The sequence below is a fragment of the Pseudomonas zanjanensis genome (genome assembly GCF_014268745.2).
Lineage (GTDB): Bacteria > Pseudomonadota > Gammaproteobacteria > Pseudomonadales > Pseudomonadaceae > Aquipseudomonas > Aquipseudomonas zanjanensis.
The window spans coordinates 2,425,183-2,448,689 of sequence record NZ_JABWRB020000001.1 but is presented as its reverse complement, the minus strand read 5'-3'; the positions used below and the strand labels follow the sequence as shown (position 1 = coordinate 2,448,689).

At 62.6% G+C, this 23,507-nt stretch carries 21 protein-coding genes; 9 read left to right on the top strand and 12 right to left on the bottom strand.

Annotated elements, in window-relative coordinates; all coding sequences use genetic code 11:
- Positions 1 to 163 precede the first annotated feature (163 nt).
- The 3 genes from HU715_RS10180 to HU715_RS10170 are packed head-to-tail and all read left to right on the top strand — an operon-like array spanning position 164 to position 3,064.
- A complete protein-coding gene (locus HU715_RS10180) occupies positions 164 to 2,179 on the top strand; it encodes a ribonucleoside triphosphate reductase (RefSeq protein WP_186705790.1) in 2,016 nt (671 codons plus the stop codon).
- Between the two features lie 31 nt (positions 2,180 to 2,210).
- Complete coding sequence (nrdD, locus tag HU715_RS10175) at positions 2,211 to 2,372, top strand: anaerobic ribonucleoside-triphosphate reductase (RefSeq protein ID WP_014339185.1); 162 nt, start codon at positions 2,211 to 2,213, stop codon at positions 2,370 to 2,372.
- On the top strand, positions 2,369 to 3,064 hold the full coding sequence (locus HU715_RS10170) for an anaerobic ribonucleoside-triphosphate reductase activating protein (protein WP_225917587.1): 696 nt from the start codon (positions 2,369 to 2,371) through the stop codon (positions 3,062 to 3,064). The genes nrdD and HU715_RS10170 overlap by 4 nt, the downstream gene beginning before the upstream one ends.
- Positions 3,065 to 3,321: 257 nt before the next feature.
- Here HU715_RS10170 and HU715_RS10165 read toward each other — a convergent pair whose 3' ends face one another.
- The 4 genes from HU715_RS10165 to HU715_RS10150 are packed head-to-tail and all read right to left on the bottom strand — an operon-like array spanning position 3,322 to position 6,431.
- Complete coding sequence (locus HU715_RS10165) at positions 3,322 to 4,689, bottom strand: 4Fe-4S binding protein (RefSeq protein WP_186705791.1); 1,368 nt, start codon at positions 4,687 to 4,689, stop codon at positions 3,322 to 3,324.
- A complete protein-coding gene (locus tag HU715_RS10160) occupies positions 4,677 to 5,531 on the bottom strand; it encodes an FTR1 family iron permease (RefSeq protein ID WP_186705792.1) in 855 nt (284 codons plus the stop codon). Before HU715_RS10160 ends, HU715_RS10165 begins: the two co-directional genes overlap by 13 nt.
- A 22-nt stretch (positions 5,532 to 5,553) precedes the next feature.
- Positions 5,554 to 5,898, bottom strand: a complete 345-nt coding sequence (locus HU715_RS10155) for a cupredoxin domain-containing protein (protein ID WP_186705793.1) — start codon at positions 5,896 to 5,898, stop codon at positions 5,554 to 5,556.
- Positions 5,899 to 5,900: 2 nt separating this feature from the next.
- Entirely contained in the window at positions 5,901 to 6,431 is a 531-nt protein-coding gene (locus tag HU715_RS10150) for an iron transporter (protein ID WP_186705794.1), read from the bottom strand.
- A 204-nt stretch (positions 6,432 to 6,635) separates the two neighbouring features.
- Between HU715_RS10150 and HU715_RS10145 the strand changes: the two genes are divergently transcribed.
- Entirely contained in the window at positions 6,636 to 6,863 is a 228-nt protein-coding gene (locus tag HU715_RS10145; RefSeq protein ID WP_186705795.1) for a DUF3079 domain-containing protein, read from the top strand.
- A 158-nt stretch (positions 6,864 to 7,021) separates the two neighbouring features.
- On the opposite strand, the gene HU715_RS10140 is transcribed toward HU715_RS10145, so the two are convergent.
- From HU715_RS10140 to HU715_RS10130, 3 genes are all read right to left on the bottom strand, one after another.
- The gene (locus tag HU715_RS10140; RefSeq protein ID WP_186705796.1) at positions 7,022 to 8,761 is read right to left on the bottom strand and encodes a dipeptidase; all 1,740 of its coding nucleotides are present in this window, start codon (positions 8,759 to 8,761) and stop codon (positions 7,022 to 7,024) included.
- 319 nt (positions 8,762 to 9,080) lie between these two features.
- A complete protein-coding gene (locus HU715_RS10135) occupies positions 9,081 to 11,081 on the bottom strand; it encodes a peptidase U32 family protein (RefSeq protein ID WP_186705797.1) in 2,001 nt (666 codons plus the stop codon).
- A gap of 118 nt (positions 11,082 to 11,199) precedes the next feature.
- A complete protein-coding gene (locus tag HU715_RS10130) occupies positions 11,200 to 12,768 on the bottom strand; it encodes a sensor domain-containing diguanylate cyclase (RefSeq protein ID WP_186705798.1) in 1,569 nt (522 codons plus the stop codon).
- Between the two features lie 127 nt (positions 12,769 to 12,895).
- On the opposite strand from HU715_RS10130, the gene HU715_RS10125 reads away from it, so the two are divergent.
- Entirely contained in the window at positions 12,896 to 13,354 is a 459-nt protein-coding gene (locus HU715_RS10125; RefSeq protein WP_186705799.1) for a metallophosphoesterase family protein, read from the top strand.
- Positions 13,355 to 13,358: 4 nt separating this feature from the next.
- Here the strand turns inward: HU715_RS10125 and HU715_RS10120 are convergent, their stop codons facing one another.
- From HU715_RS10120 to HU715_RS10110, 3 genes are all read right to left on the bottom strand, one after another.
- A complete protein-coding gene (locus HU715_RS10120) occupies positions 13,359 to 14,261 on the bottom strand; it encodes a sugar phosphate isomerase/epimerase family protein (protein WP_186705800.1) in 903 nt (300 codons plus the stop codon).
- Positions 14,262 to 14,412: 151 nt separating this feature from the next.
- Entirely contained in the window at positions 14,413 to 15,582 is a 1,170-nt protein-coding gene (locus HU715_RS10115) for a Gfo/Idh/MocA family protein (protein ID WP_186705801.1), read from the bottom strand.
- 18 nt (positions 15,583 to 15,600) lie between these two features.
- Positions 15,601 to 16,524 (bottom strand): TIM barrel protein, encoded by a 924-nt coding sequence (locus HU715_RS10110; RefSeq protein ID WP_186705802.1) that lies wholly within the window; start codon positions 16,522 to 16,524, stop codon positions 15,601 to 15,603.
- A gap of 127 nt (positions 16,525 to 16,651) precedes the next feature.
- Here HU715_RS10110 and HU715_RS10105 point away from each other — a divergent pair, with 127 nt between their 5' ends.
- Entirely contained in the window at positions 16,652 to 17,704 is a 1,053-nt protein-coding gene (locus tag HU715_RS10105; protein WP_186705803.1) for a LacI family DNA-binding transcriptional regulator, read from the top strand.
- A 611-nt stretch (positions 17,705 to 18,315) separates the two neighbouring features.
- Here HU715_RS10105 and HU715_RS10100 read toward each other — a convergent pair.
- Positions 18,316 to 19,410, bottom strand: a complete 1,095-nt coding sequence (locus HU715_RS10100) for an alkene reductase (RefSeq protein ID WP_186705804.1) — start codon at positions 19,408 to 19,410, stop codon at positions 18,316 to 18,318.
- Positions 19,411 to 19,461: 51 nt separating this feature from the next.
- On the bottom strand, positions 19,462 to 20,301 hold the full coding sequence (locus tag HU715_RS10095; protein ID WP_186705805.1) for a pirin family protein: 840 nt from the start codon (positions 20,299 to 20,301) through the stop codon (positions 19,462 to 19,464).
- A 123-nt stretch (positions 20,302 to 20,424) separates the two neighbouring features.
- On the opposite strand from HU715_RS10095, the gene HU715_RS10090 reads away from it, so the two are divergent.
- The 3 genes from HU715_RS10090 to HU715_RS10080 all read left to right on the top strand — a co-directional run bounded on the left by HU715_RS10090 (position 20,425) and on the right by HU715_RS10080 (position 23,504).
- A complete protein-coding gene (locus HU715_RS10090) occupies positions 20,425 to 21,339 on the top strand; it encodes a LysR family transcriptional regulator (protein WP_186705806.1) in 915 nt (304 codons plus the stop codon).
- A gap of 429 nt (positions 21,340 to 21,768) precedes the next feature.
- Positions 21,769 to 23,094 (top strand): flavin-containing monooxygenase, encoded by a 1,326-nt coding sequence (locus HU715_RS10085; RefSeq protein ID WP_186705807.1) that lies wholly within the window; start codon positions 21,769 to 21,771, stop codon positions 23,092 to 23,094.
- Positions 23,094 to 23,504, top strand: a complete 411-nt coding sequence (locus HU715_RS10080) for a RidA family protein (RefSeq protein ID WP_186705808.1) — start codon at positions 23,094 to 23,096, stop codon at positions 23,502 to 23,504. The genes HU715_RS10085 and HU715_RS10080 overlap by 1 nt, the downstream gene beginning before the upstream one ends.
- The last annotated feature ends 3 nt before the right edge of the window (positions 23,505 to 23,507 follow it).

The following is a 23,507-nucleotide window of genomic DNA, read 5'->3' as shown; positions in this document are numbered from 1 at the left end:
ACTGGGGATCTGGGGAGGCTTCCAAAATGACCTTTCAAGGCTGATGGCAGTCGCCCCCAATTCTTGATGTCGATCAATTGCAACCCTGCCTTTTGTCCGTAATCTCCACTGCATATTGTGTCTTAAATATAAATAACACCTATATGTAGTATCTGGAGCCAAAATGCAGAGCACGTTGATCTCAGTAGGCTGTAACCGCTTGCACAAGCGCGATGGCAGTGTGGTCGCCTTTGATGCGGACAAGATCCGCCAGGCGTTGATCGCCGCTGGCAAGGCCACCGGCGAATACGCCGAAGCCGAGGCTGAAGGCTTGCTTGAGGCGGTATTGGCGCGGTTGGAAGGGCAGACGCGGTTGAATGTCGAGCAGATCCAGGACCGGGTCGAACGTGTGCTGATGGACGCCGGGTACTTCCTGTCCATGCGCGCCTACATCGTCTACCGTGAGCAACACGGACGCCTGCGTCGGGATCGTCGTACGCTGGTGGAAGTCGCCACGTCGATGAACGAATACCTGGATCGCGAAGACTGGCGCGTGCAGGCTAACGCCAACCAGGGTTATTCCCTGGGCGGGCTGATCCTCAACGTGTCGGGCAAGGTCACCGCCAACTACTGGCTCGACGAAGTCTACAGCCAGGCCATCGGCGAGGCGCACCGCGAGGCAGACCTGCATATCCACGACTTGGACATGCTCGCCGGCTACTGTGCCGGTTGGTCCTTGCGCACCTTGCTGCACGAAGGTCTCAACGGCGTGCCCGGGCGGGTCGAGGCTGGGCCGCCCAAGCACTTGAGCAGTGCCCTGGGCCAGATGGTGAATTTCCTCGGCACCCTGCAAAACGAATGGGCCGGCGCCCAGGCGTTCAGCTCGTTCGATACCTACCTGGCGCCCTATGTGCGCAAGGATCAGCTCAGCTACGACGAGGTCCGCCAGTCGTTGCAGGAGTTCATCTACAACCTCAACGTACCGTCGCGCTGGGGCACGCAAACCCCGTTCACCAACCTGACATTCGACTGGGTCTGTCCCCAGGACCTGCGTGAGCAGATCCCGATCATCGGCGGCGAAGAAATGCCGTTCGCCTACGGTGACCTGCAAGCGGAAATGGAGTTGATCAACCGCGCCTACATCGAGGTGATGCAGGCCGGCGATGCGAAAGGCCGGGTCTTCACTTTCCCGATCCCGACCTACAACATCACTCACGACTTCCCGTGGGACAGCGAGAACGCCGACCGGCTGTTCGAAATGACCGCCCGCTACGGCTTGCCGTATTTCCAGAACTTCCTCAACTCGGACATGCAACCCAACCAGGTGCGCTCGATGTGCTGCCGCCTGCAACTGGACGTGCGCGAGCTGCTCAAGCGCGGTGGCGGCTTGTTCGGCTCCGCGGAACAGACCGGCTCCCTGGGGGTGGTGACGATCAACTGCGCGCGCCTGGGCTACCTGTACAAAGGCAACACCAGTGGGTTGCTGCAACGCATCGATACCCTGATGGAACTGGCGAAAGAGAGCCTGGAGGTCAAGCGCAAGGTCATCCAGCATCACATGGATGCTGGCTTGTATCCCTACACCAAGCGCTACCTGGGCACGTTGCGCAATCACTTCTCCACCATTGGCGTGAATGGCCTGCACGAAATGCTGCGCAACTTCACCGATGACCAACAAGGCCTGCACACCGAGCAGGGCCGGGCCTTCGCCCTGAAACTGCTGGATCACGTGCGCGCCACGCTGCTGCGTTTCCAGGAGGAAACCGGTCACCTCTACAACCTCGAGGCCACGCCCGCCGAAGGCACCACGTACCGCTTCGCCAAGGAAGACCTCAAGCGCTACCCGGATATCCTGCAGGCCGGCAGCCCGGTCGCGCCGTACTACACCAACTCCTCGCAACTGCCGGTGGGCTTCACCGAGGATCCGTTCGAAGCCCTGGAGCTGCAAGACGAACTGCAATGCAAGTACACCGGCGGCACCGTGTTGCACCTGTACATGGCCGAGCAGATTTCCTCCACCCAGGCCTGCAAGCAACTGGTGCGCAAGGCCCTGGGACGTTTCCGCCTGCCGTACCTGACCATCACGCCGACCTTTTCCATCTGCCCGGTGCACGGCTACCTGGCTGGCGAACACGAGTTTTGCCCCAAATGCGACGAGGCCTTGCTGCTGCAACAACAGCGCCAGGGCAGCGTTCACTGATCCGATCCATCGACCGCAAGGAGCTTCACCCATGAATGCATCGCAAAGCCTTCCCCAAGCACAACGTCAACGTTGCGAAGTCTGGACCCGCGTGATGGGTTATCACCGCCCGGTAACGGCCTTCAACCCGGGCAAGCAGTCCGAGCACCGCGAGCGGGTGCACTTCACCGAACGCGCGGCCGGGCGTCCATGAGTCGAGTGCTACGGGTCGGGGGCATGGTGCCCCTGACCACCCTCGATTATCCGGGCCAACTGGCGTGTGTGCTGTTTTGCCAGGGCTGTGCCTGGCGTTGTCGTTATTGCCATAACCCGCAACTGATTCCGCCGCGCGGTAGCGAAGAGGTGGATTGGTGCCGGGTGTTGGCGTTTCTGCAACGCCGGCAGGATCTGCTCGACGCCGTGGTGTTCAGCGGCGGCGAGCCGACCTTGCAGGACGGCCTGGGGCCGGCCATGGAAGAAGTGCGGCAGATGGGTTTTCGCATCGGCCTGCACAGCGCTGGCATCAAGCCGGCGGCCTTCGCCAAGGTAGTTGGGCAAGCCGATTGGGTGGGCTTCGACGTCAAGGCCTTGCCCGAAGATGCCCTGGACGTGACCCGGGTCGAAGGCAGCGGCGCCGCCAACTGGCGCAGCCTCGATCATTTGCTGGACAGCGGCGTGGACTATGAATGTCGCACGACGGTGCACTGGCATCTGTTCGACCCCGAACGGTTGCTGACCCTGGCCCGGCGCCTGAACGAGCGTGGCGTCAGCCGCTTTGCCGTGCAACTGGTGCGCACTGCCCGGATGCTTGATCCTCATCTTTCCAGCGTCTCGGCGCAGGCCTTGCAGCCTGAGTTATGGGCGGCGATGCGCGAGCTGTTTCCTTCGTTTGTGTTGCGCAGTTGAGTGGTGGATAGCGGTGGGTCTGCTGGCAGGGATGTCGTCTGACACGCCCCCTTCGCGAGCAAGCTCGCTCCCACAGGGATCTGTGGTGAATACAAATTCAACAATCACCCCGAAACCATTGTGGGAGCGGGCTTGCTCGCGAAGGCGGTTTGTCAGTCAATGTATATGTAGCTGACCCGACGCATTCGCGAGCAAGCCCGCTCCCACAGGGGAATTGTGGTGGGAATGGCTTTTGTGAAATCCCCGCAATCCCTCGATCACCAGCCCCAGAATTGCAACCACCAGCCATACCCCACCCAGCCGCTGGCCAGGACCAGGCAGGCCATGGCGGGCACGCGTCGGATCGGCGATGCCACGCTTGCCTGCAGGCGCTTCCAGCCCAGCCACAGGCTCCAGGCGATCGCGGCCGTTAAAAGCGCGGCCCGGGCCGGCGGTACCCACTCCAGCAACAGGCCTTCATAGCGCAACAACTTGACCGTGGTTGCCGACAAACCGAGGAACAACCCGGCACCGCCAAGGGGCGTCAGGGTGAGGGCCAGGGGCTGGTAGTTTGCCGTGTGGCCTGAGAGCCAAGCGGCCAGGCGCATGAGAAACAGCAACGAAGTGCCCATCAACAGCGCACTCAGGCCCAGGTACGCGACGATGCAAAAGCCGTCGAGCCAACTGAAACTGTCATTGAGTTGCGGGTAGTGGGTCAGCAGCCACCAGGGCGCGTTGTCCTGGAGTGCCCAGAGCCAATCGTGATTCACCAGCCATTGGGCCAGGTTTTGCTTGAGGTCGATGAACCAAGGGCTGACGGTCCACTGGAACGCGCCCATGGCCAGGCCGATGACACCGAACAGCAGCAGGCGAGCGTCCCAGGGCGAAAGTGTGTTGGTCGTCGCCTGGAGGATTTCCGCGTTGCTGGAGCGGGCAATCAGCCGTACCGCGTCGCGCTGGCCGCTGCAACGACCACAGGCGTGGCAATCGGCGGCGCCGCGCAGGCGACGGATGTCCAGCAGCGGTGCGCAGTTGGGGGGCGGGCGCCGGGGCGGCGGGTTGTCCAGCCAGCGTTGTTCGTCCACCTGGAAGTGCACCGGCGCCAGGCGAGCGAGCAGGGCAAACACACCGCTGACCGGGCACAGGTAACGGCACCACACCCGCTTGCCCCGGGCGAACAACAGGCCGACGATCACTGCGGCGACGGTCGAGCCCCCGAGGATCAACAGCGCTGCCTGGGCATAGTCGTACACGCTGATCAACTGGCCGTAGACCGTGGTCAGGCAGAACGCCAAAGTCGGCCAGCCAGCCCAGCGCACCCCGCGCGGCACCCCGAGGCCCTTGCCGTACTGGCTGGCCCATTCGCTCAAAGCGCCTTCCGGGCACAACACGCCACACCAGAGGCGACCGAACAGCACGATCGACAGCAACACGAACGGCCACCAGATGCCCCAGAACAGGAACTGCGCCAGCAGCGTCAGGTTGTCCAACAGCCGCGCCTGACTAGTGGGTAATGGCAACAGGGCCGGCACCACCAACAGCACCGCGTAGAACAGCACCACCGCCCATTGCACCGCACGAATTGCCGAGCCATGGCGACGCATGCCGTCGCCCAGGCGTTGGAGCCAGGGGTTCAGGTCGGGCATGGCAGGGTTTCCGCCTTACGTGGTCGCAACCAACCCGCGACCACTCCCCAATAGCCCAGCCACACCAGCAACGTCATCGCACTCGGACTGGCCCGATACCCAGCGAAATCCGCCAGGAACCCACCCAAACCGTGGCCGTCGTCGAGGAGCGCACTGCTGTCCCACAGCGCGTCGCCAATGCCGCGATACACCGCCTCGGGCCAATCCATCGCCAGCAATTGCCCGCCGACCCGCTCGAAGGCGCTGACCAGCAGTGCCGCGCCCAACAGCAGCAGGATCGCTTCGCTGATGGCAAAAAAACGCGGCCACGAGATGAACCGGCGACTGCTGTGCAGCAGGGAGACGGTCAGCAGCGACAACACCAGCCCGGCCAGTGCGCCCACGGCGAACAAGCCCAATGGCGGCCCCTGCAGGCGCGCACCGGCGCCATACAGGAAGACCACGGTTTCACTGCCTTCGCGGCTGACGGCGAGCAAGGCCAGGACCAACAGGCCCAGGCCACCCTGGCGGCCCAGGCGCTGGTCGGCGTGGCGTGTCAGGTCATGCTTGAGCGTCCGTGCGTTTCGGTGCATCCAGCCGACCATCTGCACGATCAGCAAGCTGGCGACCAAGGCCAACGCCGCCTGGAACCATTCACTGGTGGTACCGCTCATGGCCTCGCCGGCGAGCAGGATCAGGCCGGCCAGCACGCCGGAAAGCAGCAAGCCCAACGCCGCGCCGGCCCATACATAACGTCGCAGTTGGCTGGCCTGTTGCTGCTGGCTGACCCAGGCCTGGAGAATCCCGATCACCAACAATGCCTCGACGCTTTCGCGCCAGACAATAAACATCGATTGAGTCATGCTAACGCCTCCTGCTGGCCGATTACCGGGCGAGAATCCCGCCCTCGGGCAGTTGCGGATTGAATTCGTCGAAAAACGGGTAGTGCCCAGGGCGCAGCGGATGAATGACCACGAACGTCGTAACGCCGGGCGAGAGCACTTTCTCGACGCGCAATGGCGTGCTTTCGAACTCCGCCGGGCCCTGGCCGACATTTTTCAATACGATCTTGAAGCGTTGCCCGGCCGGTACTTCCAACTGTGGCGGCGTGAAATGCCCGTCGCGGATGCTCAATTCATAAGTGGGCAGTTCGGCCTGGGCGATGGATGGCAGCAGCAGACCGACCAGTGTCAGCCAGGCTAGGCAGGACAGCCAGGATCGGTGGCTCATGTTCAGTACCCGCCTTTTTTACCGATCCCGGCGTAGACGAATTCGTAGTGCAGTTCGCAGCGTTCGAACCACGGCGCCACGCCGGTTTCCTTGTCGGTATGACGACCGAGGGAGGCGTGGCCGCCCGGTGGCAGGACGGTGAAGGTCAATTGATATTTGCCAGGGCCGAGCAGCTTGACGTTGTCGCCGTAGTGCGGCCCGTCGTTGGCGACCATGGCGTGGAAGTCGCCCTTGAGCGCGGTGTCGTTGCCTTGTTTCTTCAGTTGGAACGACACGTTCAGATAAGGCACGAAACTGCCTTCCTGGAAGCCTTGCTGGTTGTCCGCGGTGGCGCGGATGTCGGCTTCCAGGTGCACGTCGGACTCGGCCGTGGCGCGCATCATCCCGGCGGGGGCCATTTCGATCGGTTGCAGGTACACCGCGCCGACTTCCAGCCCCGGGCACAGTTGCGGTTCGCCGATGGGGTATTCCTTGGCCTGGGCCAATGTTGGCAGCAACAGCAGGGCGAGGGACAACGGAGCAAGGGTACGCATGATGACTTCCTGGTTGGCTAAAGGATGGCGCCGAGTCTAGGAAGCTTCGCTGCGAATAATAATGATTCTTGTCAATTTTCAGCGTGAATTTTTGATCGGTGAACGTCAGTTCGTTCCCGTGCGGCTGTTCTTGATCAGGATCAAGGGCGGCAGTGGCCCGCCGGAGTAGGGTACGGGTACACCCATTGGTTATACGGGGGCCTCATGGCAAAGCCGTTTCCCATCAGTCCCAAGCATCCCGAGCGCATTTGCTGGGGGTGTGATCGTTACTGTCCGACCAGTGCGCTGGCCTGCGGCAACGGTGCCGATCGCACGATGCACCCGGCCGAGATGATCGGCGAGGACTGGTACCTGCATGGGGATTGGGGGCTGGAGTTGGTCGACGTTACCGCGAAGGTCATCGATCCAAGCGCTACTCACCTGAAGGAATAAGGTGAAGGAATAAGGGTAAACCTGTGGCCAGAGATTGCTCCCGCTGGACTGCGCAGCAGTCCCAAAAAACTTGCGGTCGCTGCGCAACCGAGCGGGAGCAAGCTCCCTCGCCACAATGATCACCCACAGGCCTTGATAACCGTCTCGCTCAGGGCCGATCAGAGCTTCGGCAACTGCCCGATCCGCCCCATCATCTCGGTCACGATCTGCAAGTCCAGCAGGAACTGCTCCACCGTCTTGAACTCATTGTCGTTGTGCCCGGTGTACTTGACGTTGGGCATCGCCAGGCCGAATTGCACGCCGTTGGGCAGGTCATGGACCGAGGTGGCGCCGGCGGAAGTGCCGAACGTGTGCTCCATGCCCAGGTTCTCCGTGGCGACGGCGAGTAGCGCCTTAACCCATTCACCTTCGGGATTTCGGTACATCGGTGCGTCGATAGTGTTGTCGAAGGCTACGGCGACCTGGGACTTCTTGGCCCAGGCGGAGAGCTTATCGTTGATTTCAGTCTTCAGCGTTTCGGTTGGCTTGCCCACCGGCACCCGCAGGTTGACCGCCAGCTTGAAGGTCTGCTCATCCATGCCGACGTAGGTCAGGGATGCGGTCAGCGGCCCCATGAATGCATCGGAGAAGCCAATCCCCAGCTTGTTGCCCAGATAGTCCAGGCCCCAGTTGTCGGCGGCGTAGCGGGCGGCGTCGGTGATATGGTTGTGCTTGAGGGCGACCTTGCCGTCGAGACCGTTGATGAACACCAGCATTCTGGAGACCGGGTTGACGCCTGATTCGGGCTCGGAGGAGTGGGCCGAAACGCCAGTGAAGGTCAGCTTGACCGCGTTGTCGGCCACTGCGCTTTTTACCTCAAAGTCGCCGCCATTGGCCTTGGCGAATTCGGTGCCGGCCTTGAGCAGGTTCGCTGCCAGATCTGTGGGCTGGTCGGTCACGAATGTCGCCACCGAGGTCGACGGGATCTGGTTGGCCGCCATGCCCCCCGTCAACGCGATGATTTCGGCGCCCTTGCCCTGGGCCGCGCGGCGAGGGAAGTTGGCCATGACCGTGCCGTAGCCTTTCTCGGCGATCACCACGGGGTAGCCGCCATCCAGCGCCAGGTTGTAATTGGGCGTCGGGTTGCGTTCGAAATAATAGGGGATGGCGTCGCCGGTGGTTTCTTCGGTGGTGTCGACCAGCAGCTTGAAGTTGCGCGCCAGCGGCAGTTTTTCTTCCTTGATGATTTTCATGGCGTAGAGCGTCACGACGATACCGTTCTTGTCGTCCTCGGTACCGCGGCCATACATGCGATCACCCACCAGGGTGACCTTGAACGGATCGAGGCGCGTACCGTCTTTCAACACCCAGTTCTCCGGCGTGACCGGGACCACGTCGGCATGGGCGTGGATGCCAACGACTTCATCGCCGCTGCCTTCTAGGGAAATCTCATAGACGCGGTTGTCGATGTTGCGGAAGTTCAGGTCGAAGGATTCGGCGAGGCGCTTGATCTCGTCGGCGATCTTGAGGAATTCCGGGTTCTCGTGCTGGGCAACGCCGTCCTTGCGATAGGTCGGGATGGCGGCCAGTTCCTTCAGCGTCTCGGTGGCGGCTTCGCCGTATTTCACCCGAGCGTAAAGGCCCAGCAAGCGGTGGATTTCGTTCTGTTGTTCAGCGGTCAGCGTCTTGTTGTCTTGGAAGGCGCTGATGGCCGGGCCGAGGTCGGCGGTTTTGGCCAGGTCGCTCTTGGCGACCTCTCCAAGGAAGTGCCTGAAATCCTTGACGGAGGTGTCGGAGAAGGTTTTGACGATGGCCGCGCTTTGTTGTGCGGTGATGTTGGCGCTGGCCGACATCGCGAATGACGACAGGCTGGACAGTATGAGGGTGGCAATGGCAAGACGCTTGAACGGGAAGTTCATGGTGGCAGGCATTCCTTTGCAGGGGAGAAGTGTCGTTTGATGGAAACAATCACTTACAACCTAACACCATGAGCGCGCGGCGGGGGAGCCCCTTGAACACGATTTGTCGCCCGGAAAAGCGAAAACGACGCAGAAATGAAACATCCATTCCAAGCACCCGATACTCTGTGTGGGAGCGGGCTTGCTCGCGAAGAGGCCAGCACATTCAACATCATCGTTGACTGTTATGCCGCCTTCGCGAGCAAGCCCGCTCCCACAGGGACCTGTGGTGGATGCATGTTTTGTGAACGCCCGAAACCCAATGTGGGCTTGCTATTGCTTAATGCGGTGCGCGCGGGATCGTCTTGAGCAGGTCTTCCGGGCTGATATGGCCTACCACGGGCTGCGCCGTGCTGCCGGGCAATGGCAGGTCGAGGATGTGGCCCTTGATCTTGCCGACCACGTGCATCTCGCAAGGTTTGCAGTCGAACTTCAGCGTCAGCACTTCATCACCGTGGATCAGCTGCATCGGCGCGACCTTGGTGCGCACGCCGGTGACGCCCTTGGCCTGCTTGGGGCACAGGTTGAACGAGAAGCGCAGGCAGTGTTTGGTGATCATCACCGGCACTTCACCGGTTTCCTCGTGGGCCTCGAATGCCGCGTCGATCAGCTTGACCCCGTGGCGATGGTAGAAGTCCCGGGCCTTCTGGTTATAGACGTTGGCCAGGAACGACAGGTGCGACTCCGGGTACACCGGTGGCGGGCTGGTCTCGGCCTTGCGGCCACCGCGTGGGTGGGCCTCGATGCGGGCGGCGGTCAGGGCTTCGATGGCTTCGCGGCGCAACGCCTTGAGCTGCGAGTTGGGGATGAAAAACGCCTGGGGCGCATCCAGCTCGATGGCGGTGGCGTGGTATTCGGTGGTGCCCAGTTGGCCGAGCAGGTCGTGCAGTTGCTCCAGGGCCTGTTCCGGCTTGTTCGCCAGGCCGAACGGCCCATCGAGGGCAACACTGGCGCTGATGCCTTCTTCGCTGGTGGCGGTCAGTTCCAGGCGTTCTTCACGCAGACACGCCACCCAGGCCAGGCCGACCCGACGCTCGGAAGAGGTCTTGAGCAATGCTTGCTGCCAATTGTGGTCCAGGTTGCGGCTCAACGGATGGTTGGGGCGCAACTGGTACATACCGGCTGGCATCTCGTTGGGTTCGACGCGGTAGCGGTAACGCTTCTGGCCGTCCTCTTCGAACTCACCCTTGGGCTCGGCGATGTTGGCGCGGAAACCGACGACTTCGCGCTTGACCAGCACGTTGAGGCCGTCGCCGTTGGACAGCGGATCGAAGGTCACCACTTGCAAGTCGCGCTTGCCGACTTTTTCCACCACGCCCACCGGCACGCCGGTGAAGGTCGGCGAGTCGAAGGCGCCGATGTCGATCTTGCGCTCGCTGACGAAATAGTCGGTGCTGCCACGGTGGAAGGTCTTGTCCGGGTCGGGAACGAAGAAGTGTGCGGTGCGGCCGCTGGACGCACGGGCCAGGTCCGGGCGGTCTTCAAGGACATCGTCCAGGCGCTGGCGGTAATAGGCGGTGATGTTCTTCACATAGCCCATGTCCTTGTAGCGCCCTTCGATCTTGAACGAACGCACGCCGGCTTCGACCAGGGCGCGGATGTTGGCGCTCTGGTTGTTGTCTTTCATCGACAGCAGGTGTTTTTCATAGGCGACCACCCGGCCCTGGTCGTCCTTCAAGGTGTAGGGCAGGCGACAGGCCTGGGAGCAGTCGCCACGGTTGGCGCTGCGGCCGTTCTGGGCGTGGGAGATGTTGCACTGGCCGGAAAAGGCCACGCACAACGCGCCGTGGATGAAGAACTCGATGGCCGCATCGGTCTCGTCGGCGATGGCGCGGATCTCCTGCAGGTTCAGCTCACGGGCCAGGACCAGTTGCGAGAAACCGGCCTGGTCGAGGAACTTGGCCCGGGCCAGGGTGCGGATGTCGGTCTGGGTGCTGGCGTGCAGCTCGATGGGCGGGATATCCAGCTCCATCACCCCCAGGTCCTGGACGATCAACGCGTCGACGCCGGCATCGTACAACTGGTGGATCAGCTGGCGGGCCGGCTCCAGTTCGTTGTCGTGCAGGATGGTGTTGATGGTCGTGAACACACGGGCGTGGTAGCGGTGGGCGAATTCCACCAGCCGGGCGATATCGCCCACCTCGTTGCAGGCGTTGTGACGTGCGCCGAAACTCGGGCCACCGATGTACACGGCGTCGGCGCCATGCAGGATGGCCTCGCGGGCGATGGTCACGTCGCGGGCGGGGCTGAGCAATTCCAGATGATGTTTGGGCAAGGACATTTGTTTTTAGTCAGGCTGGTCACGGTCGAAGCGCGCATTGTAGCCGCCAGGCGCCTCGCCGGCACCTGTGGACTTGGGTTTGCACGATTCTGACCGATGCGCGGCGCTCTCGCGGCGTTCACCCCGACGTCGTGCCAGCGCTGCACCAACGGTTTCGCCCGGTGTTTTTCGCCAGGTACAAGAAGGCGTCCGCGGCCTTGATCAGCACCGCCGGGGTTGCATCCTCGTCGCTCGGCTGGCTGGTGGTGATGCCGGCGCTGATGGTCACGATGCCCAGGGGATGATCGCCATGTTCAATGTTCAAGGCCCTGACGGCTTCGAGGATTTGCTGCGCGACCTTGGCCGCCCCGGCACTGTCGGTGTTGGGCAACAACACGGTGAACTCTTCACCGCCGTAGCGCACCGCGAGGTCGCCCGGCCGCTTGATGGTCTGCCCGATCGCGTCCGCAATCGCCCGCAGGCAATCGTCGCCGGCGGCATGGCCGTACCGGTCGTTGAAACGCTTGAAGTAATCCACATCCAGCATGATCAGGGCCAGGGATGAGCCCTGGCGCCTGGCCAGGCGTAGTTCATCGGCCAGGGCGATGTCCAGCCGCCGGCGGTTGCCCAGCCCGGTGAGGCTGTCGGTCAGCGCCATGTCGCGCATGGCCTGGTGGGCGCTGCGAATCTGCTTTTCCATGGTCATGCGGTAGCGCAGTTGGCTCAACACGATGAGCCCGAAGCCCACCAGGATCGCAATGAGGAAAATCAGCACCAGGCCGGTCTTGAGCAGGTCCCGGCGCCAGGGCGCGATGATCGACTCGCGGGACAAGCCGGTTTCCACCACCAGCGGATACGTGGTCAAGGCCCGGTAGCCATACAGGCGCTCGGTATCGTCGACGACGGCCCTGGCTTCGGCGACCCCTTGGTTGGAGGTGGGTAAATGCTCCCTGAAGATCACGCTGTTGACGAGGCTCTTGCCAATCACCGAGGCGACGAAGGGACGTCGGACCAGGATCGTTCCGTTGCGCTTGGCCAGGACCAGCGCGCCTTTGCCATCGATTTTGAAGTCGCCGTAGTAGTCGACGAAATAGTTGACCTTTACGGTCCCCAGCATTACGCCGGCAAACGAGCCATCGGGGTTGTTCAGGCGGCGGGAAATGGGAATGATCAGGTCGTGGGTGGAACGGCTCTGGACCACGTCACCGATGCGCACGCCTCGATCCTCATGGGTGCGGTGGTATTGGAAGTAGTCGCGGTCGGCGTTGTTCGCCATTTCCGGGATGACTTCCTTGTCCGTCACCAGCCATTGTCCGTCCGGGCCGTAGATAAATAGCCCGTGCAATTGCGGCATGATCGCGGCCTGTTGCACCAAGAGCTTATGGATGCGCGGGACGTCCATGTTCTGCAGGCCATCGCCCTCCACCCGTTCGGCGAGGGCGGCGGTGACCACATCCACTTGTCGAATGGTGTCTTCGGCGTGCTGGGCCGTCGCCCGTGCCAGGTTCGTCACCGAGTCACGGGCAGACGCAAACGCGGCACGGTAATCGCGCCAGGTTCGCCAGCCTTCGACGGCCAGGAAGGCGATGACCACCACCAGCATGAAACTCACGGTCAGCCGAAATGCAGCTCCGGCCCGCACAGCCTGCTGGGAGAAGGCTTCATCCGGGCTTTCGATCTTGGGCTCTGGCTGCTTGCGTCCGAGCATTGACATATCCTTTCCACGACGGGTCTGCGCCTTTCCAGGCGTAGCCTATCCTATTCGATTTCAGCACGTTAGCTAACTGCGACGAGTCAGGTATAACCGGCGACACACGATCGAGGAGAAAGGTTTCGTGAAAATTGGCGTGATTTCGGACACCCACGGCCTGCTGCGCCCTGAAGCGCTTGCGGCGCTGCAAGGCTGTGAGCGGATCATTCATGCGGGTGATATCGGCAGCCCGCAAATCCTCGATGCCTTGGCTTCCATTGGCGAGCTGCAGGTGGTGCGTGGGAACAACGATCTGGACGCCGAATGGGCGGGACACCTCGCCGATTGCCTGCAATTCGACTTGGAGGGATGGCAGGTCCTATTGGTCCATGACATCGCGGACGTGCCGGCGCCACTCGACCCGGGCGTGCGGCTGGTGATCACCGGCCATTCCCATAAGCCGCTGATCGTGTGGCGTGGCGAGCGGCTCTATCTCAACCCAGGCAGCGCCGGCCGGCGACGGTTCAAGTTGCCGGTGACGCTGGCGCTGCTGGAGGTGAGCGAACAAGCGATCGAGCCGCGGATCGTGCCATTGCTCCCGTGACGGTCTACCTGAAGTACTTGTCCACGTAGGCCTGTATTTCCTTGCGCATGAAACGCCCGGATTCGTCCGCCCGTTCTTCCCAGCCGAACACGCATGCGGTGACGATGCCGTCGAAGCCAGTCTTGGCCAGTTCGCTGAAAAACAGGTCCCAGTCGATCTCGCCCTGATGCATGTCCATGTGTTGGTGGACGGTGACCTTGGCGCCCGGGGGGTTGACGATGTAGCGCAGGCCGGACGAGGCCTTGTGGTTGTAGGTGTCGGCGATGTGGACATGGGCGATCATCGACCCGGCCTCGGCGATCATGGCTTGCATGTCGTCGCCGAAGTAGAAGGTGTGCGGCGTGCAGTACAGGAACTTGACGTTGTCCGAACCAATGGTCTTGAGCATGTCGAGGGCCGGGTGCAGGGTTTCGCACCAATCCTCCGGGTGAGGCTCGACGTTCAGCGTGACCCCCTCGCTTTCCAGGATCGGCACCAGTTCCTCCATCGAACGCCACCACGCCGCTTCGCTCGACTCATGGCTGTGCACGCCACCGCAGCAACTGACGGTATGCCCACGATCAGGCGACGGCCCACGGCCAAACTCCGAATTCATCGTCGTGCAGCCCATGTCCACGGCGACCTGGATCGCCTCCTTCCAGTAGTTCACCGCTGCCCGGCGTTCGTCTTCATGGGGGCTGGCCCAGCGGTACATCGGCAGCAGCGAGGCCAGTTGCAGGTCGTGGTCGCGCAGGGCTTTCTTGAGCTCGGCGATGCGCTCCTTATGGGCGCGGGGGCGTACCCACCAGGGCAGGAAGTCCTCCCGTGGCGACAGCTCCAGGTACTCGAAGCCGAGCTCGGCGGTCTTGCGGCACAGGTCCGGCAGGCTAAGGTGGCGATGCATGTAGGGGTCGAGGGCGATTTTCATTGTTGTTCTCCATTGGGCAACGTTCATTACCTGTGGCGAGGGAGCTTGCTCCCGCTGGACTGCGCAGCAGTCCCAAAAAGGGGCCGCTTCGCGACCCAGCGGGAGCAAGCTCCCTCGCCACAGGGGTATTGCGTTGACTGAATTACCGGGATCAATACGCGACCCAGGCGGCGTCGTTGTCAGCGGACTCCACGCAGCGCTCGACCCAGCGCACACCTTCCACACCCGCATCAATGTCGGGGTAGCGCAGGGCGGCCAGCGCTTCGTTGTCGCCACGGTTGGCTGCATCCATGGCCAGGGCGAAGCGGCGATAGAGGTTGGACCAGGCTTCGAACAGCCCTTCGGGATGGCCGCCACCGATGCGGTCGTCCTGCCGCGCGTCGGGGTGCAGGTAGCCCATGCCGCGCTCCAGGATCTGCGCGGGTTGGCCCTGGATCTCGACGCTCAGTTGGTTGGGCCGCTCGTCCCACCATTCCAGGCTGGCACGGGCGCCGATCACGCGGATCTTCTGCCCGTGCATCGAACCGGCATTCACCGCGCTGGACCAGACCATGCCCATGGCGCCGCCTTCGTATTCCATCAAGGTGTAGGCGTTGTCTTCCAACGGCGCGCGGCTGGCGACGAAGCTTTGCCGGCTGCACATCAAGCGTTTGATCTTCAGATCAGGCAGCATCACCTTGGACAAATACAACGGGTGCGTGCCCACGTCTCCCAATACGTAGCTGGGCCCGGCCTGGCGCGGGTCGACGCGCCACTGGGTCGCCTGGTTCCGGGCCTCCACCGGCGCACTGTGAAAACCATGGGCGAACTGCATGTGCACCATGCGGATCTCGCCCAGTTCCTGGGCCGCGATCATCGTCCGGGCCAGTTCGATCAACTGGTGCCCGGCGTAGCCGTAGGTCAAGCCAACGATGCGCCCCTTGGCGTGCGCCAGGCTGCGCAGGGCCTCGGCCTGTTCGAGGGTAAAGCACAGCGGCTTTTCACAGACCACATGCAGCCCGGCTTCCAGGGCGGCGCGGGTGATGGCGTAGTGGGTGCCGTTGGGCGTGGCGATCGACACCGCTTCAATCCCATCGGGACGTTGCGCTTCCAACTCGAACAGACTCAGATAATCCGGATAGCAGCGCTCGGGGTCGATGCCCAACTGCTGGCCAAAGACTCGGCCACGGGTGGGATCGATATCCAACGCCGCGGCGACCAATTCGAAGTTCCGGTCGCGCAGGGCGGCCGAGCGATGGATGTAGCCGATCTGGCTGTGTTCGCCGCCACCGACCATGGCCCAGCGGATGGGGCGCGTGAGGGTTTTGCTGCCGTTGATCATGTCGTTGTCCTTGTGTGATCAGAAACCTATGCCAGCCAGGTAGGCGCGACTGGCGGCCACGTCGTCGAGGCTGCTCCCGGCGTTGCGTGGGTCGCGTTCCTGTTCGACGGTGATGCAGCCCACATAACCCAATTCATGTACGAGGCTGTGCAGCGCCGGGTAATCGATGACACCGCGCCCGATAGGGCACATCACGCCCCGGGCGCAGGCGGCGAAAAAACGGAGGTGTTCGTTCAGGACCTGATCGAACACCATAGGGTCGATGTCCTTGAAGTGCAGGTAATCCAGGCGATGGGCGTAGGTGCGCAGCGACGCGACCGGGTCCATGCCGGCGTAGTACAGATGCCCGGTGTCCAGGCACAGCCCGGCGACTTCATGGGGTATGTCGTCCACCAGGCGCGCCAACTCGTCGGCGAACTCGATGTATCCACCCGCGTGAGGATGGATGACGGCGCGAATGCCGTATTGATGCCAGGCGATGTCGGCGATGGCGCGGATGTGCGCCATCATTGCGTTCCAGCGTGCATCGTCCAGGCGCGGGGCGCGGTCCGAATGGCCGGCTGCGTAGTCGCGCACTTCGTGGCCCCAGTCGATGATCACCAGATAGGGCCCGGCATGGCGCTGGCCGGCTTGCTGTTCCATGGGCGGCAGCTGTTTGAGCAGCGTGCAGATTTCATGGGTCTGGCGCAGCAGTCCGGGCAGGTTGGCGGGGCTGACGAGGTCGTCGAAGATCGTCCCGGCGACCACCTGCAGACCCTGTTCGGACAGGGCCGGACTGATGATGTCGGGGTCTAGCGGCAGGTAACCGTACGGCCCCAGCTCGATCCCGCGATAGCCGGCCTCGGCCGCATCCCCAAGCACCCGCCGCCACGGAGGCAGGAAAGGGTTCTTGACGTCGTCGACGCCCCAGCAGCAGGGCGCGGTGCAGATATGGATCGTCATGGGGCACTCCGGCTGTGTTTGTTTTTATGTGCTTGGCCTGATGCTATTGAGTTGTCGGAAAGGGGGCCATGGGGCGATGGCTTAATCTGTCAAAACACCTCATGATGCCGAACAGAGGTGTCAAAACATGTCAGAACGCCGCCGTAAACTGCGCCCCACCATGGCCGATGTCGCTCGGGAGGCGGGGGTCAGCCTGTCCACCGTCGACCGGGTGCTGAACCTTCGCGCCGATGTGCGTGCCGATACCGCCCAACGCATCGCCGCGGCTGCCGCGCGGTTGGGGTTCCATGCCAAGGGTGTGATCGAACAACGGGTGCTCAACGACCGCCCGACCTTGCGGCTTGGCTTCTTGTTGCAAAAAAGCGGCGTGCCTTTTTACCAGGGGCTCGCCCATGCGCTATCGAACGCCGCCGCGACCTGCACGCGAGCACGGATCCGCGTGGTCATTGGTTATCTGGACGATCTCGACCCGGTCATCGTCGCGCAACGCATCCTGGCCCTGCGTGATCAAGTGGACGGCCTGGGCGTGGTGGCAGTGGACCATCCACGGGTTCGGGAGGCGGTTGCCCAATTGCGCGAGACGGGCGTTTCGGTGGTGGCGTTGCTGTCGGAGCTGTCCAGCGCCAGCGGCACGGGGTACGTCGGGTTGGACAATCGACTCACCGGCCGCACGGCAGGCTGGTTCATCAGCCGCCTGGCGGATCGACCTGGCGCTGCGGCTGTCATGCTCAGCAGTCAGCGTTTCCAGTGCCAGGAGCTCTGTGAACTGAGCTTTCGCAGTTACCTGGCCGAGCACTCCAACGAGTGGGAGTTGCTCGCTTCGCGCCTGACCCTGGAGGACGATGAGTTCGCGTATGGCAATACGCTGGACTTGCTCACGGCCGAGCCCGACCTGGCCGGGCTATATGTGGCCGGTGGCGGCATTGCCGGCGTGTTGCGGGCCTTGCGCAGCCTCCAGGAGCAGCAGCTTCGCCTGCCGGTGGTGGTGTGCCACGACCTGACGCCGTTGACACGCGAGGCCTTGAAAACGGGGTTGGTCCAGGCGGTGCTGTCTCATCCTGTCGTGACCATGGCCGAACAGGCGGTAGAAGCACTGGTCGAGGCGGCGACAGCCACGCCACCAGGCTCGGCGCCGAGATGGGTGGTGCCGCTTCAGATTGATGTGTCGGAAAGTACTTGAGTGCCCGCTGCATTCTGAGCCGCCGCCATCTCAACATCATCGTTGACTGACATCCCGCTTTCGCGAGCAGGCTCGCTCCCACAGGGAGTTGATGGTGAATGTGAATTTTGCGGTCAACCGGCAACAGTGTGGGAGCGAGCCTGCTCGCGAAGGCAATTCCAAATTCAACATCATCATTGACTGACAATCCGCTATCGCTCCCACAGGGGATTGGTGGTGAATGCAGATCTTGCGGTCAACCGGAGATCTTGTGGGAGCGGGCTTGCTCGCGAAGGCCAAACCAAATTCAACATCATCATTGACTGACAATCCGCTATCGCGAGCAGGCTCGCTCCCACAGGGGATTGGTGGTGAATGCAGATCTTGCGGTCAACCGGAGATCTTGTGGGAGCGGGCTTGCTCGCGAAGGCAATATCAAATTCAACATCATCATTGACTGACAATCCGCTATCGCGAGCAGGCTCGCTCCCACAGGGAACTGATGGTGAATGCAGATCTTGCGGTCAACCGGAGATCTTGTGGGAGCGAGCCTGCTCGCGAAGGCAATATCAGATTCAACATCATCATTGACTGACAATCCGCTATCGCGAGCAAGCTCCCACAGGTCTCGGTTACGCCTCTTGGCCTGCTTGAGCCCCGTTCAAAATCGGATAGTCCGTATAACCACGCTCGTCGCCCTGGTAGAACGTCGAGGCGTCAGGGATGTTCAGCGCCTGGCCCCGTTTGAACCGTTCCACCAAGTCCGGGTTTGCCAAAAACGGCGTGCCGAATGCCACCAGGTCTGCTTCTCCACGGCTGATGGCAGTGGCGGCGCGTTCGGCGCTGTAGCCGCCATTGGCAATGTACGTCCCGCCGAAGCGACGCTTGAGTTCCAGGAAGTCGAACGAGCCTTCGCCCAGTTCCACGATGTGCAGGTAAGCCAAGCCATAGCGGCTGAGCATCCTGGCCGTGTAGTCAAATGTTGCTTGCGGGTTGCTGTCGCTCATCGAGAAGTAACTGAAGATCGGCGACAGGCGCACGCCGACACGGCTGGCACCGAAGACTTCGATCACCGACTCGACCACTTCCTTGAGGAAACGGGCGCGATGCTCGATCGAGCCGCCGTAGGCATCGGTGCGTTGGTTGGTGCCGTCACGCAGGAACTGATCGATCAGGTAGCCATTGGCGCCGTGGATCTCCACGCCGTCGAAACCGGCCAGCTTCGCGTTGACGGCGGCCTGGCGGAAGTCGGCGACCACGCTGGGGATTTCATCGAGTTCCAGCGCCCGTGGCAGTTCGTAGGGCTTGGGGCCTTCGGGGGTATAGATCTCGCCATCGGCCTTGATCGCCGAGGGGGCGACGGGTTGGGCGCCGTTGACTTGCACCAAAGGATGGGAAAGACGGCCCACATGCCAGAGCTGCAAAAAGATCTGCCCACCCTCGGCATGGACCGCATCGGTCACCTGTTTCCAGCCGGTGACTTGCTCAGGAGTAAAGATCCCCGGTGTTCTCAGGTAACCCTTGCCCTGGGCCGACACCTGGGAGCCTTCGCTGATGATCAGGCCGGCGCTGGCCCGTTGGCTGTAGTACTCGGCCATCAAGGGCGTGGCGGCATCGCCAGCGCCTGCGCGGCTGCGGGTCATCGGCGCCATGACCATGCGGTTTTTCAGGGACAGCTTGCCGACTTGAGTACGGGACAACAGAAGATCGAGACCGATGGCAGTCATGATTCACCTCTAAGGGATCGGGTATGAATGAGGGATTGAGTCGAGGGTCGGTCAGGCCAACCGACCCTCTTGTTGCAAAAGGGCGCCGATGCGCTGAATTTCTTTCTCGCCTTTTTCCAGGGCGGCCTCGCTGGTGTGCACCGAGTAGTAGCCCATCACCAGGCCATGGGGATGCTTGACCGCCGAACCGAGCACAAAGGAAGTCGCGCCCCGGGCAACGATGTCGATGGCCGCGCCGGATTCTTCGAACACCACCATTTCCCCGGCATTGACCTTGCCGTTGGCGCTGAGGCCGCCGCTGTTGACCGCCAGCCAGGCGACGGTATGCCCGGCCGGCGGCGTGTAGCGCCAGTGCTCGTTGTCCTGCAACTGCACGGCGAGGTAATTCATGCCTGCCGGGGAGGCGACGCTGCTGCGGGCTGCGCCGTATTCGCCAAGCAACACCAGCGCCGGACCTTCACGGGGAATCTCGGAAGGGGCCAGGTAGACGCTGCGGGCCGGAGAATTTTCTTCTGCCGCCGGCAGCGCAACCCAGAGCTGGAAGCCTTGGATCGGCGAACCCGCAACCGGTCGAGCGGTGTGCCATACGCCGTTGCCGGCCTGCATCCACTCCATGCCGCCGCTGGGCAGGGTGCCGGACTGGCCGGTGGTGTCTTCGTAGATCACTTGGCCTTCGATCATGTAAGTCAGCGTGGCGATCCCGGAATGCGGATGCATGCCGAAACCTCTTTGCAGGGCATCGGCGTTGAAGGCGAAGTGATCGAGAAACACGAATGGCTTGCAGAGCTGGCCCAGGTCGCCGGGGCTCATGAGCCGGGTGATTGGCCCATGGCTGCTGCCAGCAGTGCGATGGACGATGGCGCGGGGTGGCGCTGCGACGATGCTGTTCATGGGATTTGCCTCCGAATCATGGGCGTTGGGCCTCGATGGGCGAAGGATAAGTGCCTGCCAATGGTTTGATTAGTCGATACAATCGGATTGAACTCATCCATAAATCGAAGGAATGTGCGCGCCATGCTCGATCTCAACGATGTTGCGCTGTTCGTCCAGGTGGTTCGCAGTGGCAGCTTCGCTGAAGCGGCCAGGCGGCTGGGCATGCCTTCGAACACGGTCAGCCGACGGGTCCAGCAGTTGGAGGCGCAGTTGGCGTCACGACTGCTGCAGCGCTCGACCCGCAAGCTCACGTTGACCCATGCGGGCCAGGGGTTCTATGAGCGTTGCGTGGACGCTGTGGACGGCTTGATGGAAGCAGGGCAGGAACTGATGATGGGCGGCGAAGCGCCTAGTGGCCTGGTGCGCATTGCGGCGATGGCGGATTTCTTCGACTTTTTCCCAATGGAGTGGGTTGCCGACTTTTTAGCCGAGCATCCCCGGGTGCAGCTCGACTTCGTACTCAGCGATGCCCGGGTCGACCTGATTGCCGACCGCATCGACGTGGCCTTTCGCGGCGGTCCGTTGCAGGACTCGGGGTATGTCGGTCGTCAACTGCTCAGCAATGACGGCGACGGCATGGTTGCCAGTCCTGCCTACCTTGCCGCACGTGGCGCACCGCGTTCGCTGCAGGACCTGGCTCACCACGACGGCGTGAGCTTCGCCCAGCCCAGCGGCCTGACCGACTGGCGATTCGTCGGTCCGGGCGGCATCGAGGAGCACGTGCAGATCGCCAGCCGATTCCACGCCAACACCGCCCAAGCGTTGCGCCGGGCGACCGTCGCCGGCCTGGGCATCGCCGTGTTGCCGGGGGCGCTGAGCAGCCTCGACCTGGAAGCCGGAAGGCTGGTGCGGGTGCTGCCGCAATACCAACGCATCGGCTTCGGCCTGAATGTGCTCTATCCGAGCCGGCGGCAGTTGCCGCTGGCGGTTTCGGCATTCATCGGGTTGGTGATGGAAAAGCTGGAACTCAAGGCGTTTCCGGCGCGGATGCAGTGAGTGAGTCACTCAGGCCGGCGTCGTGGCGGGATAAGCCATTGTCTGCCGCACCGCAATACCGTGGCGAGGGAGCTTGCTCCCGCTGGCTGCGCAGCAGCCTAAAAAAGCTGAACGCTATCCGCCTGACTGGCCGCGGTGACGGGTTTGGGGCCGCTGCGCAGCCCAGCGGGAGCAAGCTCCCTCGCCACAGGTTCCCGTTATCAAGTCCAAATGAGACGCGCCTTGTTGTCGTGACCATCCCACCCGCGCAGTAGCCCATTTTTTTCCTTCCCAGCAACGACAAAAACCCTCGTTTCGCAAATCCCCGCCTGCCAACACAATCGCCTCGACACCTCATCTCGATCATCGCAACCGCAGAACAACAAGAAAACCAAACCCGAGGCGGCGCCATGCCCGCCTGAATCAAACCTACTGCCGGAAGTGCAAGACATGCCCGATGAAACCCTACGTATCGATACGCTTGTGATAGGCGCCGGCCAGGCCGGCGTGGCCATGAGTGAGCACTTGAGCCGTCAAGGCGTGCCTCATCTCGTCGTGGAGCGAAGCCGCATTGCCGAGGCCTGGCGCACGGCGCGTTGGGATTCCCTGGTGGCCAACGGGCCGGCCTGGCATGACCGCTTCCCAGGGTTGGAATTCGAAGGGCTCGACCCGGATACCTTCGCGACCAAGGACCAAGTGGCCGATTACTTCGAAGCCTATGCCCGTAAGTTCAACGCCCCGATCCGTACCGGCGTGGAAGTCAGGGGCGTCGAGCGCAATGTCGGCCGGCCGGGCTTCACTGTCGAAACCTCCGAAGGCCAGATCGAAGCGATCCATGTGGTGGTCGCCACCGGGCCTTTCCAACGGCCGGTGATTCCACCGATTGCGCCGGATCTGACGTCGGTCACCCAGCTTCACTCGGCCCAGTATCGCAACCCCGGGCAATTGCCCGAAGGGGCCGTGTTGGTGGTGGGTGCCGGGTCGTCGGGGGTGCAGATCGCCGATGAGCTGCAGCGCGCCGGCAAGCAGGTCTATCTCTCGGTGGGAGCCCATGACCGTCCGCCCCGGGCCTATCGCAACCGCGATTTCTGCTGGTGGCTGGGCGTGTTGGGCGAGTGGGATGCGGAGGCGGTCAAGCCGGGCAAGGAGCACGTCACCATTGCGGTGAGCGGTGCCCGTGGCGGCCATACCGTGGATTTTCGCCGGTTGGCCCACGAGGGCATCACCCTGGTGGGGCTGACCAAATCGTTCAACGGCAGCGTGGTGACCTTCGAACCGAATCTCGCCGAAAACATCGCTCGTGGCGACGAAAACTACCTGGCGCTGTTGGATGCCGCCGACGCCTACATTGCCCGCAACGGCCTGGACCTGCCCCTCGAACCTGAGGCCCGTCACTTGCTGCCCGACCCGCAATGCCTGACCCAGCCGACCCTGGAACTGGACCTGTTGGCCGCCGGCGTGACCAGCGTCATCTGGGCCACCGGCTACTCGGTGGATTACAGCTGGCTGAAGGTCGACGCCCTCGGCGCCAATGGCAAGCCTCGCCATCAACGCGGCGTTTCCAGCGAGCCGGGCCTGTATTTCGTCGGCTTGCCCTGGCTGTCACGTCGAGGCTCGGCGTTCATCTGGGGTGTCTGGCATGACGCCCGGCACATTGCCGACCACATCGTGAAGCAACGCATTTACCTCGCCTACCAAGATGCCGCCCAGCGCCAGGCCCCGGCCCTCGGCAGTGATTCGCACCGTTCGAAAACCAGTCTCTCGGGAGTCCGCTGATGCCTACTCACACACGTATTCGCATGTTCAACACCAAGGACACCTACCCGAACCAGACGCTGGACAACGACCTGTGCCAGGCCGTGCGCGCCGGCAACACCGTCTACGTGCGCGGCCAGGTCGGCACTGACTTCAACGGTCAACTGGTGGGCCTTGGCGATCCCCGTGTCCAGGCCGAGCAGGCCATGCGCAACGTCAAGCAATTGCTGGAAGAGGCCGGCAGCGACCTGAGCCACATCGTCAAGACCACGACGTACCTGATCGATCCGCGTTATCGCGAGCCGGTGTACCAGGAGGTCGGCAAGTGGCTCAAGGGCGTGTTTCCGATTTCCACCGGGTTGGTGGTCAGCGCCTTGGGCCAGCCACAGTGGCTGATGGAAATCGACGTGATCGCGGTGATCCCTGAATAAGGA

What these genes read in the sequence shown, in the direction of transcription:
- HU715_RS10110 (WP_186705802.1), bottom strand. Translation starts at nt 16,524, where the DNA reads ATGACGATCCATATCTGCACCGCGCCCTGCTGCTGGGGCGTCGACGAC.
- HU715_RS10135 (WP_186705797.1), bottom strand. Translation starts at nt 11,081, where the DNA reads ATGTCCTTGCCCAAACATCATCTGGAATTGCTCAGCCCCGCCCGCGAC.
- HU715_RS10090 (WP_186705806.1), top strand. Translation starts at nt 20,425, where the DNA reads ATGCTCGATCTCAACGATGTTGCGCTGTTCGTCCAGGTGGTTCGCAGT.
- HU715_RS10100 (WP_186705804.1), bottom strand. Translation starts at nt 19,410, where the DNA reads ATGACTGCCATCGGTCTCGATCTTCTGTTGTCCCGTACTCAAGTCGGC.
- HU715_RS10160 (WP_186705792.1), bottom strand. Translation starts at nt 5,531, where the DNA reads ATGACTCAATCGATGTTTATTGTCTGGCGCGAAAGCGTCGAGGCATTG.
- HU715_RS10170 (WP_225917587.1), top strand. Translation starts at nt 2,369, where the DNA reads ATGAGTCGAGTGCTACGGGTCGGGGGCATGGTGCCCCTGACCACCCTC.
- HU715_RS10150 (WP_186705794.1), bottom strand. Translation starts at nt 6,431, where the DNA reads ATGCGTACCCTTGCTCCGTTGTCCCTCGCCCTGCTGTTGCTGCCAACA.
- HU715_RS10130 (WP_186705798.1), bottom strand. Translation starts at nt 12,768, where the DNA reads ATGCTCGGACGCAAGCAGCCAGAGCCCAAGATCGAAAGCCCGGATGAA.
- HU715_RS10095 (WP_186705805.1), bottom strand. Translation starts at nt 20,301, where the DNA reads ATGAACAGCATCGTCGCAGCGCCACCCCGCGCCATCGTCCATCGCACT.
- HU715_RS10105 (WP_186705803.1), top strand. Translation starts at nt 16,652, where the DNA reads ATGTCAGAACGCCGCCGTAAACTGCGCCCCACCATGGCCGATGTCGCT.
- HU715_RS10180 (WP_186705790.1), top strand. Translation starts at nt 164, where the DNA reads ATGCAGAGCACGTTGATCTCAGTAGGCTGTAACCGCTTGCACAAGCGC.
- nrdD (WP_014339185.1), top strand. Translation starts at nt 2,211, where the DNA reads ATGAATGCATCGCAAAGCCTTCCCCAAGCACAACGTCAACGTTGCGAA.
- HU715_RS10155 (WP_186705793.1), bottom strand. Translation starts at nt 5,898, where the DNA reads ATGAGCCACCGATCCTGGCTGTCCTGCCTAGCCTGGCTGACACTGGTC.
- HU715_RS10165 (WP_186705791.1), bottom strand. Translation starts at nt 4,689, where the DNA reads ATGCCCGACCTGAACCCCTGGCTCCAACGCCTGGGCGACGGCATGCGT.
- HU715_RS10085 (WP_186705807.1), top strand. Translation starts at nt 21,769, where the DNA reads ATGCCCGATGAAACCCTACGTATCGATACGCTTGTGATAGGCGCCGGC.
- HU715_RS10115 (WP_186705801.1), bottom strand. Translation starts at nt 15,582, where the DNA reads ATGATCAACGGCAGCAAAACCCTCACGCGCCCCATCCGCTGGGCCATG.
- HU715_RS10120 (WP_186705800.1), bottom strand. Translation starts at nt 14,261, where the DNA reads ATGAAAATCGCCCTCGACCCCTACATGCATCGCCACCTTAGCCTGCCG.
- HU715_RS10140 (WP_186705796.1), bottom strand. Translation starts at nt 8,761, where the DNA reads ATGAACTTCCCGTTCAAGCGTCTTGCCATTGCCACCCTCATACTGTCC.
- HU715_RS10145 (WP_186705795.1), top strand. Translation starts at nt 6,636, where the DNA reads ATGGCAAAGCCGTTTCCCATCAGTCCCAAGCATCCCGAGCGCATTTGC.
- HU715_RS10080 (WP_186705808.1), top strand. Translation starts at nt 23,094, where the DNA reads ATGCCTACTCACACACGTATTCGCATGTTCAACACCAAGGACACCTAC.